Source organism: Paraburkholderia sp. MM5384-R2 (assembly GCF_014201025.1).
In the GTDB taxonomy this organism is placed as follows: Bacteria; Pseudomonadota; Gammaproteobacteria; order Burkholderiales; family Burkholderiaceae; genus Paraburkholderia; species Paraburkholderia tuberum.
Genome location: NZ_JACHDI010000002.1, coordinates 247,876 through 262,660 on the forward strand (window position 1 = coordinate 247,876; position 14,785 = coordinate 262,660).

The 14,785-nt window shown below is 62.9% G+C and carries 13 protein-coding genes and 1 pseudogene; 1 reads left to right on the top strand and 13 read right to left on the bottom strand.

Translation table 11 applies throughout. The annotated features are described in order from the left end of the window. Positions 1-10 precede the first annotated feature (10 nt). The 10 genes and pseudogenes from HDG37_RS05070 to HDG37_RS05115 all read right to left on the bottom strand — a co-directional run. Positions 11-1,075, bottom strand: a complete 1,065-nt coding sequence (locus tag HDG37_RS05070) for a PotD/PotF family extracellular solute-binding protein (protein WP_184044926.1) — start codon at positions 1,073-1,075, stop codon at positions 11-13. Positions 1,076-1,201: 126 nt separating this feature from the next. Then, positions 1,202-2,122, bottom strand: a complete 921-nt coding sequence (locus tag HDG37_RS05075) for a LysR substrate-binding domain-containing protein (protein WP_090810843.1) — start codon at positions 2,120-2,122, stop codon at positions 1,202-1,204. 74 nt (positions 2,123-2,196) lie between these two features. After that, positions 2,197-3,444: an amidohydrolase family protein gene (locus tag HDG37_RS05080; protein WP_184023856.1), complete on the bottom strand. Its 1,248-nt coding sequence runs from the start codon at positions 3,442-3,444 to the stop codon at positions 2,197-2,199. Positions 3,445-3,510: 66 nt separating this feature from the next. Continuing rightward, a complete protein-coding gene (locus HDG37_RS05085) occupies positions 3,511-4,701 on the bottom strand; it encodes a Xaa-Pro peptidase family protein (RefSeq protein ID WP_184044928.1) in 1,191 nt (396 codons plus the stop codon). A gap of 73 nt (positions 4,702-4,774) precedes the next feature. After that, entirely contained in the window at positions 4,775-5,662 is an 888-nt protein-coding gene (locus HDG37_RS05090; RefSeq protein ID WP_184044930.1) for an ABC transporter permease, read from the bottom strand. A 3-nt stretch (positions 5,663-5,665) separates the two neighbouring features. Then, positions 5,666-6,727 carry an extracellular solute-binding protein gene (locus HDG37_RS05095; RefSeq protein WP_090810835.1) on the bottom strand — a complete coding sequence of 354 codons (1,062 nt, stop codon included), beginning with the start codon at positions 6,725-6,727 and terminating at the stop codon, positions 5,666-5,668. 11 nt (positions 6,728-6,738) lie between these two features. Further along, positions 6,739-7,791 (bottom strand): ABC transporter ATP-binding protein, encoded by a 1,053-nt coding sequence (locus HDG37_RS05100; RefSeq protein ID WP_184044932.1) that lies wholly within the window; start codon positions 7,789-7,791, stop codon positions 6,739-6,741. 2 nt (positions 7,792-7,793) lie between these two features. Continuing rightward, positions 7,794-8,657 (bottom strand): ABC transporter permease, encoded by an 864-nt coding sequence (locus HDG37_RS05105; RefSeq protein ID WP_184044934.1) that lies wholly within the window; start codon positions 8,655-8,657, stop codon positions 7,794-7,796. 261 nt (positions 8,658-8,918) lie between these two features. Then, on the bottom strand, positions 8,919-10,214 hold the full coding sequence (locus tag HDG37_RS05110; protein ID WP_184044936.1) for an MFS transporter: 1,296 nt from the start codon (positions 10,212-10,214) through the stop codon (positions 8,919-8,921). A gap of 148 nt (positions 10,215-10,362) precedes the next feature. Beyond that, positions 10,363-10,614, bottom strand: a pseudogene (locus tag HDG37_RS05115) (trehalase family glycosidase); the annotation flags it as partial. Positions 10,615-10,928: 314 nt separating this feature from the next. On the opposite strand from HDG37_RS05115, the gene HDG37_RS05120 reads away from it, so the two are divergent. Beyond that, entirely contained in the window at positions 10,929-11,189 is a 261-nt protein-coding gene (locus tag HDG37_RS05120; protein WP_184044938.1) for a hypothetical protein, read from the top strand. Between the two features lie 567 nt (positions 11,190-11,756). Here HDG37_RS05120 and HDG37_RS05125 read toward each other — a convergent pair. The 3 genes from HDG37_RS05125 to HDG37_RS05135 all read right to left on the bottom strand — a co-directional run bounded on the left by HDG37_RS05125 (position 11,757) and on the right by HDG37_RS05135 (position 14,559). Continuing rightward, positions 11,757-12,608, bottom strand: coding sequence for a hypothetical protein (locus HDG37_RS05125; protein WP_184044940.1), 852 nt, complete (start codon positions 12,606-12,608; stop codon positions 11,757-11,759). A gap of 189 nt (positions 12,609-12,797) precedes the next feature. Next, the gene (locus HDG37_RS05130; RefSeq protein WP_184044942.1) at positions 12,798-13,247 is read right to left on the bottom strand and encodes a hypothetical protein; all 450 of its coding nucleotides are present in this window, start codon (positions 13,245-13,247) and stop codon (positions 12,798-12,800) included. Between the two features lie 352 nt (positions 13,248-13,599). Then, on the bottom strand, positions 13,600-14,559 hold the full coding sequence (locus HDG37_RS05135) for an SOS response-associated peptidase family protein (RefSeq protein ID WP_184044944.1): 960 nt from the start codon (positions 14,557-14,559) through the stop codon (positions 13,600-13,602). Positions 14,560-14,785 lie beyond the last annotated feature (226 nt).

Here is a 14,785-nt window from a genome sequence, read left to right on the forward strand (position 1 = left end):
AGCCTCAGGGTCAAAGTCCAGCGCGGAAATCCTTGTTCCAGAAGTCGAGCATTTCCGTCTTGTGTTTCATCAGCATCGCGAAGTCGACCGGCACGATCCGCTCCAGCTCCTTGCCCGAGAAGCCCACCGCCTGTTGCAACGACGGCGGCAGGTTCGCGTTCGTGATCGTCGGCGCGTAGCCCATCGATTCGGCGAACGCGCGCTGGGAACGCGGATCGAGCATCGCATTCAGATAGGGAAACGCGCAGGCGGACGATTTACTGCCCGCGGTGACGGCGGCCTCGAACGTGGCCGGCAATGCGCCCTCCTTCGGGAACACGTAATCGACCGCGAGGCCCGCCTTTTTCCACTGCAGCGTGCGCGCCTTCCACGTGACGGTCACGACGATCTCGCCGCTCTTGAGCGCCGACGCCAGCGCATCGACCGACGGATACACTCGCGGCGATGCCTCGCGCAGCGCGCGCAAATACTTCTGCCCGAGCGCAAGATCGCTCGCTTGCCCACCCGAGGCAAGCGCGCCCGCGAGCGTCAGATAGTCATACTGATCATCGACCAGGCCGATTTTGCCCTTGAATTGAGGGTCCAGCAGCGCGGCGAGACCGTCCGGGCGCGTGCGCACCCTGTCGGTATCGTAGACGAGCACGAGCGCGCTGAAGATGTGCGGGACCGCGTAGCTGCGGCGAAATTGCGGAATCACGTTGGCAAGGTTCGGCAGCAGCGCGTCATCGAGTTTCGCCGTCGTGCCTTCGGAGTACATCTGGAACATGTCGTTATCGCGCAGCAGCGCGACATCCAACGTGCTGCGCCGGCCGTGTGCTTCGGCGCGCATCGTGGTCTGCCGCGCGAGCGCACTGCCGACCGCATAGGTGATCGCATCACCGGTAGGCGTCACTAGCGAATCGATGTTCTGTTGCAGCAGGCGTTGATAGTCGCCTCCCCACGTGCCGACCACCACTTGACCGGAACACGCACCGGCCGCATTGGCTTTCAACGCGAACGGACCCAGCGCGGAGGCGGCGACGAGCGTCCCCGTCGATCGAAGAAAACGGCGGCGTGGCTGGTTGATGTGGTTCATACACTCGCTCCAGGAGAAATGCGTTCCGAAAAGAAGCCGCAACAGACGACCTCAGGCCTCGGTGGCCCGATCTGTATTTCATTGGATAGGTGGGGAACGCCGCTGCCGCCGCGAAGCGGCAATCGGTCAGCTCGCTGCCGTCAAGCGCGTATTCACGGCCGCCAGCACTTCTTCCAGCGTCTCCTCCATCACCTTCGACAATTCGTCGAGATGCGGAGCCGGCGCGGCGCCATGCGGCGTGATCTTCAGCGTGTAGAAAGGCATTGCGTGCTCGAAGCGGCGCAAGATCAGATTCGAGTCGAGAAAGTCGTACGCCGACACCGGATGCAGCAAACCAATGCCGAGGCCTTCCTTGACCATCGTCGCGATGTTGACCGAATACGGCGCGGTCGCCACCACCTGCGATTGCAGCTGACCGGTCGCGAACACCTGATCCATGCCCCAGCGCACGAGGTCCGGCAGATCGTACGACACGATCGGCTGATTGCGCAGATCCGCCACCTTGATGACCTTGCGCTTGCCCAGCGGATGACCGGCCGGCAACGCGCAGATCGCGTCGAGCTGCGCGAAGGCGGTCGAATCGGTGCCGGTCACGTCGACCGTATTCGTGACGAGACCGAGCGCGAGTTGACGCGACACCACCTGATCGCGAATCAGCGACGATGCCCCGGTCGTCAACGCAATCTGCACGGCCGGATGCCGGCGATGAAAGTTCGCCACGACGCGCGCGAAGTAGCCGAGCCCGAACGATACGACCGAGCCCACGCGAATCACCGCGGTCGACGGATTGCGCAAGCTCAGCGCGAACTCGCGGATGTTGTCCAGGCCGGCATAGCGCCGCTCGACTTCCTCGAACAGCGCCAGGGCTTCGACGGTCGGTTCGAGCCGGCCGCGGCTGCGATCGAACAGCGTGAGACTGGTCGAGCGCTCCAGATCGGTGATCAGGCGGCTGATGCCCGACTGCGAAGTGCCGATGACCTGCGCGGCGCGAGTCGTCGTGCGCGTGAGCATCAGCGCCCTGAATGCGTCGATGTGCCGAAAGTCCATCCGTTCTCTCCGGATTGCGTGGGCCGCCGGCGCTCCCCGCTGTCAACCTCGCTCGCAAGGGAGCGCTGCGCATGTCACGCCGGCAAATCAAAGGCATGGATTCTACCGCCCTTCATCACGACCGGAATGCGCTCGCCCTGCCCCAGCAGACAGTCGAGCGACGCAAGCGGATTGCCGTCGACGACGAGCATGTCGGCGTGCGCGCCTGCCGTGATCTGCCCGAGCTGCCCGACCTGGCCGAGCACCTGCGCGCCGACCACCGTTGCGCTGCGCAGGATCTCGAGCGGCGTCAGCACTTCGCTGCGCAAGCGGAATTCATCGCTTTGCAGACGCTGCGATTCGCCGAGCAGATCGCTACCGAAGCCCATCGGCACGCCCGCCGCGCGGAAGATTTCGAGCGAACGCAGGCCCGCCTGGCGCACGCTCCCGATCTTCGCGACGCTGTCGGCGGGCAGGCCGAGCGCTTCGCCTTCGTTCGCGAGCGCGTCGTAGGTGACGAGCGTCGGCACCGCGAACGCGCCGTGCTCGGCCATCACCCGCGCAGCCGCTTCGTCGACCAGATTGCCGTGCTCGATCGTCCGAACGCCGCAGCGCACCGCGCGCGCGATCGCCTCGGCCGTGTACGCGTGCGCGAGCACGTAGGTGCCGCGCGCCCGCGCCTCGTGGACGATCGCCCTGATCTCGTCTTCCGAATAGCCCCATGCGCCGACCGGATCGGTGGGCGAGGCGACGCCGCCCGAGGCCATGATCTTGATCTGGTCGGCGCCCATCTGCAGCTCTTCACGCACCGCGCGACGCACGGCATCGACGCCGTCGGCGACACGCGATATCGCGCCGACCCGCGCGCAACACGCGCATGGGCTATCGGTGCCGATGTAGTCGCTGCGGCCGCGCATGTCGCCGTGTCCGCCGGTCTGACTGATCGCGCGGCCCGAGACGAACAGGCGCGGACCTTCGGCGAGCCCCTGTTCCAACGCCTGTTTGAGCGCGAAGCCCGCGCCGCCCGCATCGCGCACTGTCGTGAAGCCGCGCCGAAGCATGCCTTGCAACAACGGCAACGACTTCAGCGTGACCAGCACGTTCGGCAAGTTCACCTGTGCCGCGAGATTGAGCTGCGTCGCATGCACGTGCACGTGCAAATCGATCAGGCCAGGCATCAGCGTCTTGCCGCGCACATCGATTTCGCGCGCGGACGCGCTGCGGATCGGCCGGTCCGAGACCTCCTTGATGCGTCCGTTTTCCACCAGCACCGCGTGGTCCTCACGCAATTCGCCGGCAGCCGGATCGAGCAGCGCGCAGTGCGAGAACAGAATCGACTCCATCAGGTCTCCTCCCGGTACAAGATCCGGGTCATCTCCAACGTTGAAGGGTGTCGCGCGCTGCGCGACTCAATCGATGGTCGCGTGCGCGAGCGTGCGCGGGGTCTTCGTGAGCAGCTCCGGCGTCGGGCCGGTCACGACCGAATCGTCGAGCCGAAAACCGCCGAGACCGTACACATAGATGCCGGGCTCCGCCGAGTACACCTCGTTGTCCAGCAAAGCGCGGTGATTGAACGCCATGTCGTCCGGATACTCGTGACCGATGATGCCCATGCCATGCCCCGTGCGATGACGGATGTGCTTCGCGCAGCCGGCCTGCTCGATCACCGCCTGCGCGGCCGCGTCGATACCCGAAACCGGCTGACCCGTGACGGCCGCCGCGACGGCCGCCTCGTTGGCCGCGCGCGCGACCTCATGAAAACGCGCCTGCTCGGCGCCCGGTTTGCCGCAAAACCAGGTGCGCTCGTTCTCGATCACGAGACCGTTCAAACGCGGAATCACGATATTGACGAGCCCGTCGCCCGCCTTGATCTGGGCGCCGCATGACGCACCGTCGCCGTGCGGCGACGCCGATGCCGGTCCCGACAAGGTCCAGCAACGCATCACTTCGAGGTTCTCCCCAGGAAAGCGGCGCGCGCCTTCGGTCACCATCAGGGTAGCCATCTGATAGTCGAGTTCCTGAACGAGCCGTCCGGGGCGAATGTTCTCGCGATAGCGGTCCTGCACCCAATCGGCGAGGCTTGCGGCGGCCCGCATGATGGCAATCTCCTCCCGGTGCTTGACCCAGCGCAACGAGCGCAGCTCGGCGAGCATCGGCAGGAACTTCGCGTCCGGCAGCAGTGACGCCGCGCGGCCGAGCGGACCGCCGGCGGCTTCGACGCCGATTCGCGATGCGCCAAGCCCGGCGGCACGCAAACGCGCGGCGATCAGTTCCGGGACTTCCGCGAGTAGCGGCTGCCGCTCGACCACGCGCGGATGCTCGGAGTAGAACGAGATATCGTCGAGCCACAGATGTCCGCGCTCGCGCGCCATCATCACGTGATGCGTCGACAGCTCGTTCATGATCGCGAACGGCTCGCCCGACAGCGGCACGCACACGGCGATCGGCCGCTCCCAGGTCTGCACGTCGACGTGGAAATTGGTCGCCCATTGGAAGAAGTCGGCGGACGTGAAGATGAGCGCATCGACTCGCTGACGTTCCATCAGTTTTTGCATCAGGTCGTGACGATAAGCGCGAGTCTTTTCGGTGAGGATTGGCATCTGTTGGTCCTTCAGGAAGAAGAATTAAGGAGAGGCGCATCCCACCCACCAGCCCGCGGCGCGCCCTGCCAGTTCAGGTCATCATCGTCTTCGCGTAGCGCCGCTGGATGATCCAGTGCGAGAACAGCGCCAGCGCAAACGTGACGACCATCGATACGATCGACAGCACGGCCCCGAACGGCCAGTTGTTCGCCTTGGCGATCTGGTCGTAGATTGCCGGCGTCATCATCGTGATGCCGGTGCCGCCGAGCAGAACCGGTGTCGCGTACGCGTTCATGCACAGAATGAACACGAGCATCGTGCCGGCGGCGACGCCGGGCGCCGCGATCGGCAGCACGACGCGCGCGAGCGTCTGAGCGAAGCTCGCGCCGAGATTGCGCGCGGCTTCCTCGATCGAGAAATCGAGGCCTTCGAGCACGCTCTGCAAGGTCAGGATCATGTACGGCAGAACCACGGCGGTGGTGCCGGCCACCACCGCGAACGGCGTATACAGCAGCCGCACCGGTTGATCGACGAGGCCGAGCGCCATCAGCATCGCATTGACGAAACCCGCGTTGCCGAGCATGACCATCCAACCCGCCGCGCGCACGACGTTGCCGACCAGCAGCGGAAACACCAGCAGCATCACCAGTTGGCTCTTGAAGCGGCTCTGTGTTTTAGCAAGCACATAGGCGACCGGAAAACCGAGTACGAGCGACAGCGCCGTGCACAGCGCGGCCACCTTGATCGTGGTCCACAGCACCGCGTGGTAGTACGGATCGGTCAGAAACTGGACGTAGTTCTCGAGCGTGAACGCCGCCTGCATCATCTGGACCGAGTCGAAATGATTGAAGCTGTAGCGCACCAGTTGCACGCCCGGCAGCACGATCACGAATAGCACGACCAACACGGCAGGCGTTGCGAGCAGGCCCCCGGCGAAGTCGCGGCGCCGCGGCGCGGCGTTCAGTGCGCTCGTCGTCATGGTTCAAAGTCCCGGCTTGAATTCCTTGTTCCAGAAGTCGAGCAGCGCCGGCTTTTCCGCGGTGAAACGCGCGTAGTCGACTTTCACGAGGCGATCGAGCTCGGCATTCGTGAAGCCGACGCTCTGTTGCAGCGTCGGCGGCAAGGCCGCATCGGTGACGGTCGGCGCATAGCCCATCGTCTCGGCGAAGCCGACCTGCGCGCGCGGATCGAGCATCGCGTTCAGATAGTTGAAGCCGCACGCACGCGTCGGCGCGTTCTTCGGCACGGCGGCCTCGAACGTGACCGGCACGCCGCCCTCTTTCGGGAATGCGTAGTCGACCGGCACGCCGCCTTTCTTCCACTGCAGCGCGCGCGCTTTCCACATACAGGTCATCCAGATTTCGCCGCTTTTCAGCGCCGCCGCGACCGTTTCGTTCGACGGATAGACCTTCGGCTGCTGCTTGCGCACCTCGCGCAGAAACTGGATGCCGGCCGCCGTGTCGCCATTGTGCTGGCCCGCCGCGAGCGAAGACTGCAGCACGTTGAAGTTGTACAGAATGTCGGAAAAACCCACCCGTCCCTTCAGTTTCGGATCGAGCGCGACCGCGAGCGAATCGGGCTTCGCCTGAAACTTCTCCGGGTTGTAGACGATCACCATCGCACTGAAGATGTGCGGAATCGAATACGGGCGGCGCAGCGCTTCGATCGTGCGCGCCGAGTTCGGCACCAGTTTCGTGTCGAGCGGTTCGAGCACCCCGGAACGGTTGACGTCGAACATGTCGATGTCGGCGAGACAGGCGACGTCGAGCGAACCGTGACGCGACATCTTCTCCGCGCGCAGCTTCGTCATGCGGCCGATCTGATCCGCCGAGTCGTACGTGACGCGACCGCCAGCGGCCTCGATGATCGGCTTGCCGATGTTCTGTTCGAGCAGGTTCAGATAATCGCCGCCCCACGTGCCGACGACGACGTTGGGGCAAGCGTCGGCCGCCAGCGCCGTGCGCGGATCGAAACCGAGCGACGGAGCGACGAGCAGACCGGAAGCAGCTTTCAGAAACGTGCGGCGCGTGATGGGATAGCTCATTTTATGGTCCTTCAGGCGGAAAAAAGCAGGCAATCTTCGGTTCTGAAGCACGCGTGCAGCGTGTCGCCCGGCGACCATGCGCCGGCACCGGCGTGCGCGGTGTTCGGCACGAGCGCGACGAGGCTCTGGCCGAGCTCGCTCGTGAGGCGCAATTCGACGGTCGCGCCGAGATAGATCCGCTCGGCCAGCCGGACCGGGATCGACACTTCGCTGTGCTCGGGCGCCGCGGCGAGACGCAGCCGCTCGGGTCGGATGCCAAGCGTGTTGGCATTGCGCGCGGCGGCGTTGACCGTGATCTTTTCGCCGTTCGCGGTGATGAACTGGCCGTTGTCGACATGGCCCGCGAGGAAATTCATGCGGCCCAGGAAGCTCGCGACGAACGGATTGGCGGGCCGCTCGTACAACGCGTCCGCGCTGCCGATCTGCTGCACGCGTCCGTCGTGCATGACGGCCACGCGGTCCGCCATCGCAAGTGCTTCCTCCTGATCGTGCGTGACGAAGATCGTCGTGAGACCGAGACGCTGCTGGAGCGCGCGAATTTCTTCTCGAACCTCGACGCGCAGCTTCGCGTCGAGATTCGACAACGGCTCGTCGAGCAGAAATACGTCGGGCCGGATCGCGAGCGCGCGCGCAATCGCGACGCGCTGCTGCTGGCCGCCGGACAACTGCCGGGGATAGCGTTCGGCGAGCGAGCTCAGCCGCACCATGTCGAGCGCCTCGCGAATGCGCGTGTCGCGCTCCGCCTTCGGTATGCGCCGCATTTCCAGACCGAACGCGACGTTCTGCGCGACGGTCATGTGCGGAAACAACGCATAGCGCTGAAACACCATGCCGGTATTGCGCTTGTCGGGTGCGAGCCGCGTGACCTCGGTGTTGCCGATCCAGATTTCGCCGTCGCTCGGCTCGACGAAGCCCGCGACCATGCGCAGCGTCGTCGTCTTGCCGCAGCCGCTCGGGCCGAGGAACGCGACCAGCTCGCCCTCGGCGATATCGAACGACACGTCGGCGACCGCGGTCGTCGCACCGTACTGCTTGCGCAGATTGCGCAGGGATACCTGAGCCATGATCAGATCACCTTGCCGAGCTTCACGAAACGATCGGTGATCAGCATCACGATGCCTAGCAGCACGATCTGCGCGGCCGATACCGCCGCAATGGTTGGGTCGAGATTGAATTCGAGGTACTGCATGATTGCGATCGGCAACGTCGTCTTGCCGGGGCCGACGAGCGGCAAGGTCATCTCGAGGTTCTCGAACGAGACGATGAAGCCGAACAGCGTGGAGGCGACGATCGCCGGCCGCAGCATCGGCAGCGTGACGCGCCACAGCGTGCGCCACGCACCGGCGCCGAGATTGCGCGCCGCCTCCTCGACGGCGGTGTCGAGCTGGCCCAGGCTCGCGGTGACGAGCCGGATCGTCCATGGGATCGTCAGGCAGACATGCGCGAGCAGCAGGCCGCCGAATGTGCCGACGATGTCGGTGTCGAGCGCATTCTCGGCGCGCAGGTAGAACAGATAGGTCGCAATGCCGGCGACGATACCAGGCACGACTAGTGGCAGCAGCAGCGTGTTGCTGACGAGGCGACGCCCAGCAAACCGGTAGCGCGCAAGCGCGAGCGAGGCGGCGACACCGAGCACCACGCCGCCGATCGCCGCGCCGGCCGCGAGCTTCAGCGACAGCACGAAGCCGTTCGCGAACGCGTCGTTATGCCATGCGTTGACGTACCACGACAGCGTGTAGCCGGACGGCGGGAACGTGATGATCGCGTCCTTGAAGAAGCTCAGCCAGATCACGAAGATCAGCGGGCTCAGCATGAACAGATAGATGAGCGCGACGCCCGCCCTGACGAACCATTTCGCCGGGGACAGACGTGGGTGGGACAAAGCGCGCGCGGAAACGATGCTGCTACCGTCGATCGGAACCTGCGTCACCGCGCTTTCTCCTTGGTCGGGATTACACGTTGGGGTGTGTCCGGCGGGGTGGCGAGCTCAGGCCACCCCCGCTTCGCCTTGGCTGGTCACAATGTAAATTTGCATAGCCTGACGAACTGCGATTCACAGTAGCATGAATAAAAAAATGAGCAAAGCGGGTTCTGGCTAGACGCGCGCTGGGGTTTACGCGGGCGCTGGTCGCCCAGGGGAAAGGTGTTTGCGCCGGAATGGCAAACGCGTTGACCGTCGAGGTGGCTTGTATCAGCGCGCCACCGCTGCCCGTGCCCTGCCCGACATTACGCGCCAGTTCGCGAGCGCGCCGAGCGCCATCAGCACGCTGGTGCCGAGAAACACCGCGCGCATGCCGACGTGTCCGCCGACGAAACCGCCCAGCAACGGGCCAGCCACCTGCCCCGCGTATTGCGACGACACCGAGTACCCAAGGATCGCGCCCGTCACGCTCGCCGGCACGTTATGGCGGATCACGCTCGCGATGCACGGCAGCAGGCCGCCCAGTGCCATGCCCATCAGGAAACGCAGCACGATCAGTTGCCAGCTCGCGGTGACGAACGCCTGCGGAACGAGCAACACCGCCGATACGGCGAGGCAGCCGACGATCACATTCCAGTGCCCGGCGCGATCGGCGAACTTGCCCAGACGCGACGACGAGATCACGCTGCCGAGCGCCGCGCCCGACATCACGAAGCCCGCGATCATCGTCACGCTTTGAGGCTTCGTGAGCTGGGCGACGTAGACGGTGATGATCGGCTCGATCGACATATTCGCGACCATCAGCAGCAGACCCGTGGCAAGCATCGCGATGGCCGGCCGCTTGTCGTCCACCGAGGCCCACGCGCCCTGCTTCGGCGCGCTGTCCGCGCGCTTGCGAACCGGCATTTCGCGAACCAGGAACGCCGTCGCGAGAAAGGCGACGAAGATCGCCGCGCCCGAGGCCCAAAAGGTCGCGCGGATGCCGATCAGCGGCGGCAGGAAGCCGCCGATCAGCGGGCCGACCAGATTGCCCGCCATGATCCCCGACGACAGCACGCCGAGCGCCCAGCCCGAACGCGCCTTCGGCGTCTGCGTCGCGACGAGGATCATCGAGCCCGACGCATAGCCGCCGAGCAAGCCGGCGAGCAGCCGCAACGCGACCAGCTGCCACGCCGAGTGCGCCATGCCGATCAGCGACATCGCGACCGCCATGCCGAGGCTCGAGCGGATCAGCATCAGCTTGCGGCCGTAGAGGTCCGCGAGCTTGCCCCACAGGGGCGCGACGAGCGCGGCGCTGAAGAAGGTCGCGCCGAACGCGGCGCCGGACCACTGCACGATCGCCGCATGATCCTTTACGCCGAGCTGCTCGACATAGAGCGGCAGGAACGGCAGCAGCAGCGTCATCGCGACGATGGTCGTGAACGAGCCGAACACGCACACGCACAGATTGCGCTGCCAATGCGCGGCGGCTTCATCGCCGGCCGGCGGGGCGGCCTTGGCTGTCGCCGTGGCCTGCGCCTGCGGCGGCACCGGTTCGGCCGATGGTACGTCGAGCTTGCGATTCATCTTCGAGGCTTTCCAGGGTGACGAGGGTCTGTTCGAGCTATCCAAAGCATCGTAACGGGCTGCGCCGCCGCCAGGCAGTCAACCCATCATCCTGGTATCGCTACTACCTCTTCGGAACGCGCGGGCCTGGCTGCGCGCCTCTTTGCATCTAGTGGCCCGCGGGCGACGTGCTGTGCGACGTCTGCGGCGCGGCCGCCGCCGATGCCGCCGCATCCGACACCCCCACCACACCGCCAGGCAGATCGGCCGGCTTCGTCGAACTCACCGCATCCGGATAGAGCTGCATCAGCACGCGCAGCACGCCATTGGTCCAGCCGAAGCCGTCCTGCAGCGGATACTCGCCGCCCCCCGCCGACTTGCCGCTCGCGTCGACGTCGTACTTCTCGACCAGCTTGCTCGTTGACTACGAAAGTATATATTTTAACACAGACCCCGCAAAGCCTTACGCGACAAGCGTCGTAGGGCGCCAGAGTAGTGCGACTGGCGCGATAGTTTTGCGGCTGGATGACAAAGTTGGTCTGGCCTATATTCACGCCTACAGTTTGTGTTTGGCGGCAATTTCATCCCAACAGGTTGGGTAAATTGCAAATTTGCCCATTGGCATCCCTGCTCTGCTTGACGGACGCGAGACGCACGAATTGCCCGCCGAGAACATGCGAAGGTTTTTCGCGAAAGCAGCCGTTCAACAGTCTGTGAAGTCTTGGATCAAAAATAATGTTTACCCCAGAGTTTTCTGCGACCGATGCCGCCGAGCATATCCTGATCGCCAATCACTATGTGGAGACAGAAGAGGCGCTGAATCTAAGCATTGCATTCGTTCGGGGACGCATTCACTTTGGCCGACAACACGTGCCTCTGCCCGCAACGTTTGTCGTGCACTACGACGTGCGCGGCCAAAGGGTCATGGTCGAACTGGAAACTCGCTTGGAACAAGCGCTCGCGGACGTCGCGAAGGTTCGGGTGAAGCGATCATGAGCCTTCAACTGATAACTCGCGGAATCACCCTGAGTGATGTGGAGCGCAGGCTTGACCTGCTTGGCGGTGGTGCTGAAATATTCCCGATCGGCAGAGAGCATGTCGGGATTTCTATCCCGACTCGATTGCTTGACACTGTCGGGCAGGAAAGGGTTAGAGACGTGCTACGACACTTTACGGTCTATGACCTTTACTCCGGTGCTTGGAGCGGACAGTAACGTGCAGATGAGCAAATCGGAGCGCCGACGGGAAAACTGTCGACGATTCGGAGAAGGATGTCGAACGGCTGCCCTGGCCGAACCCGGAAGTTCGGCTCGTCGATGCTCGCTGCATCAGGTCAACTGGCGAACTTCAGCAGACGACCCATCCCGGCCGTCCGACACTCGGTGGGCCGAGCGTCCCTTGATGTTGTGCTACGGTCAATACAGTGCCCTGGCCGTGACGTCATCGGCCATCCTCGACGTTCAGTTACCGGCCTTGACCAGGCAAGTAAGCGACGCTTCGGTCATTCGCTCCGCCGACATCGAAGGCTCGCGACGGGAAATGCGATGTGTTTGTGGCGTATCACTATTGCGATTCCTCTCCTGCGCTACGTGTCTGAAGTTTAAGAGCAGCACTTTGGAGGGCTCGCAAGAAGGGCGGCATAGCGCAAAATGCAACGGACCCACTGTCGTTGCGCGCGCTCTGAACGCCAATAAGCTTATACGAGTAGTCACTTGTATTGACGACGTTCAACGCAAAAATGGGACCGCCGCTCATGCCATCAACGGTTGCGGGCTTATTATCGCCATCAACTGAATCCCAGTCCAAGTCCGCGAATAAACACCGATATTCCTTTTGCTCAATACCATCTGGCGCCGTATCCCGCTGGACAAGTTGAATCGCCATGATATATTTTTCGTACACGGACTTCCCGTGTAGCAGTTCAGGCATATAGGGAGTACCGATGAGTATCCAGTGAGGATATTGCCGAAAATCGTCACCGTCCCACAGATCATGCGTTACCGGAACGATACCTTCATTTTTAAGCGCCATTACGGTCAGCGCGTCGAGAGGAAAGGTCGCATAATCCATCCCGGGCACGTCGTCGTGCAGATATAACACCGAATCGATGTCAAGATGAAACGGGTATGGCGTCGCTGGCTTATCCGTTACCGAAGAATCATCGATTTGCCAATTGGAAATCCTTCCTCCCTTCGAGATCGCCTTCTTTAGGTCGTCGAATATGTGGCCTGCAGTGACTGCTAACCAGTCCCCTCCAAGCTCGACGACGAATGCGCTAAAGTTGTAAATGAGTGGTTTGCCATTGTTGGCTTTGCGAGCCTCGTCGCCGCTATCGAAACACATGAGATTAATCAAGTGACGACGCAGTTTGTATGTAAAGTGCTCGTCAACGGTTGGACGCTCGAAATTATTCATTGACTTTTGTGCTTGCACTGGAAAGGAATAGGAGTCACCGCGCAAAATGCGCGGATAAGGGTAATTATCACCGCCAGAGCACCAACGCCGAACGGATTCGCGACTGCGGGTGTGGTCGGTCCTGATCGGCGTTCGTCCGCGGTCGAAGAGAAAAGCCACAGGGAGCGCTCGCCCGCCTGCGGCCTTCGGTCAAGCACGGTCGCCGCCAGTAAATAAGGCGCCCACAGCCAAGCTGCGGCAATCGTCTGCCAGTCGCCATTCCGGATCGCTTGGCCGCTTTATCCATAGGTCGCGCCACGCATTGCGACTACTGCTCGCGATGGTATTGGCGAGGCTTCCTGGGGTAATCGGCGTCCCCTCGTAAACGAGCTGATCGCCTTCCACCTTCGCATAGTAATACTGCCCCTTGTATTGCATGCGCACTTCCGTGCCGTCTTGCAGGAAGAGTTCCTTCCACTGGTAGCCACGGGTGACGCTCTTTCCCAGCAGCTCCGATTTCCAGCTTGCGTTGTCCATCCAGTAGTCGATGGCCTCTGCGACCACGAGGACAGGGTCACGACTATCTCCGTTGCTACGGAGGAAGTCTGTTAGGGCGATGAACTGCTGCGTCTGAATAGGGACGGATATTTGCGTTTCCATTCTTAAAACTCCTCGTTTAAACGTATTCTCACTATAGCGGACGGAAACGCAGTGTCAAGCATAAAAACGCGCGAAAACGTAAATCACCAGTCGCGCGGCATTCTGAGTCATGCTCGAGGGGCCGAACCCGGACCGATAGCTGAATTGAGAACCGCTTGCCGGCCCGCAGCGGATGATCGTTGCAAGTCGACGCACTTCGGCCGGCCAGTCACACTTTCCGGCAGTCCGGTTCTGGATGAGTAGATGACGTTCGGCTTAGGGAGTAGGAGCAGCGTCAAACTGTCAGAGCGGCAGCTGTCCGGCCTAGCGCGCTTAGTTGGTTAGCAAAGACGTTCACTCGCACGGCGACCGGTCAGGCCGCCATCCGGTGCTCGTAGTACGGTCGATATCGATCATCCAGAATCGCGTGAAGCGCCGTCAGATTCGCCGGATCCGGATTTAGCCAAGCATCGATATTCTCTGGCTTGATAGGCACGATACAGCGGTCGTGGCCAGCCGAGGCAATCTCCGCCTGCGGTTCGTCCGTGATCGCCGCGAACGACAGCAGATCCGCCTCGCCAGGTGCCTTCCAGTGTGACCACAGACAGGCGACCAGCATCTGGCCGCCCGTGTTCGGCCGGAATTCCAGCACCACGTTTTCATCCTGCTCGCCGTCCTGCAGATCGCGCCCTTCCATCTTGGCGCGGCTGACGTTCTCGTAGAACGCGCTGACGACCATCAGGCCGTGTGAGTAGCCGAATAGCTCCTTCCAGAAGCCCTCGAGGTTGTCCCGGCGCGCGTTGTAGGTGCCGGGATATTTGCTGTCGTAGAACTTCGGTTTGCCAGCCGGCCGGCACTGGTAGCGCATGGGTTTGATCACCCGGTGGCCTTCCTCCATGACCATCACCGGCGCGTAGGTGCCGGGAAAGATTCGCGAGTCGCGGTCCTTCGGCTCGACACGCCGGAGATCGTCGAGTCGGCGGATTGTCGCGTCGATCTTGCCTGCGGCAATGCGCTTGCTCTCGGTAGCGGCCTTGGTCGTCCTGGTCTGGAGCGTCCGCTCAGCGTCCGCGAGCCGCGATCGCTGCCTGAATAGCTCCTGTTCGAGCGCCGTAGCCTGCTCTGCGTTGAACCGGTCGATCGCCGCCTTGATCTCGCGCTGTTCCTCTTCCTGCGGATCGTCGAACGCCGCGTCCATGGCCTTCGGGATCTTCACCTTGCTCCCGTTCGCGCGCGCCCAGTAGAGTTCCGCGAACTCCCGCAAGCTGATCCGGGCGCCGAACTCTCGCACGAATTTCTTGTAGTCCGCTTCGATCTGCGCCGAGTAGCACATGGCCCACTCCCTTTTGAGACGACCCTATGATACCGCCGTCGCTCCTCGATGTACTGTACAGGTAAGCTGACAGTCACTAACGTCCTTGAACGGCGGCAGCTGGGCCGAACCGGGACCGATAGCTGAATTGAGAACCGCTTGCCGGCACGCAGCGGATGATCGTCGCAAGTCGACCCGCAAGAGTCGGTCGCATCTCTACAAAGCGGTCGTTCGTTAAGCCGTTACA

What these genes read in the sequence shown, in the direction of transcription:
- HDG37_RS05090 (WP_184044930.1), bottom strand. Translation starts at nt 5,662, where the DNA reads ATGACGACGAGCGCACTGAACGCCGCGCCGCGGCGCCGCGACTTCGCC.
- HDG37_RS05110 (WP_184044936.1), bottom strand. Translation starts at nt 10,214, where the DNA reads ATGAATCGCAAGCTCGACGTACCATCGGCCGAACCGGTGCCGCCGCAG.
- HDG37_RS05100 (WP_184044932.1), bottom strand. Translation starts at nt 7,791, where the DNA reads ATGGCTCAGGTATCCCTGCGCAATCTGCGCAAGCAGTACGGTGCGACG.
- HDG37_RS05085 (WP_184044928.1), bottom strand. Translation starts at nt 4,701, where the DNA reads ATGCCAATCCTCACCGAAAAGACTCGCGCTTATCGTCACGACCTGATG.
- HDG37_RS05125 (WP_184044940.1), bottom strand. Translation starts at nt 12,608, where the DNA reads ATGAATAATTTCGAGCGTCCAACCGTTGACGAGCACTTTACATACAAA.
- HDG37_RS05080 (WP_184023856.1), bottom strand. Translation starts at nt 3,444, where the DNA reads ATGGAGTCGATTCTGTTCTCGCACTGCGCGCTGCTCGATCCGGCTGCC.
- HDG37_RS05130 (WP_184044942.1), bottom strand. Translation starts at nt 13,247, where the DNA reads ATGGAAACGCAAATATCCGTCCCTATTCAGACGCAGCAGTTCATCGCC.
- HDG37_RS05095 (WP_090810835.1), bottom strand. Translation starts at nt 6,727, where the DNA reads ATGAGCTATCCCATCACGCGCCGCACGTTTCTGAAAGCTGCTTCCGGT.
- HDG37_RS05135 (WP_184044944.1), bottom strand. Translation starts at nt 14,559, where the DNA reads ATGTGCTACTCGGCGCAGATCGAAGCGGACTACAAGAAATTCGTGCGA.
- HDG37_RS05120 (WP_184044938.1), top strand. Translation starts at nt 10,929, where the DNA reads ATGTTTACCCCAGAGTTTTCTGCGACCGATGCCGCCGAGCATATCCTG.
- HDG37_RS05075 (WP_090810843.1), bottom strand. Translation starts at nt 2,122, where the DNA reads ATGGACTTTCGGCACATCGACGCATTCAGGGCGCTGATGCTCACGCGC.
- HDG37_RS05070 (WP_184044926.1), bottom strand. Translation starts at nt 1,075, where the DNA reads ATGAACCACATCAACCAGCCACGCCGCCGTTTTCTTCGATCGACGGGG.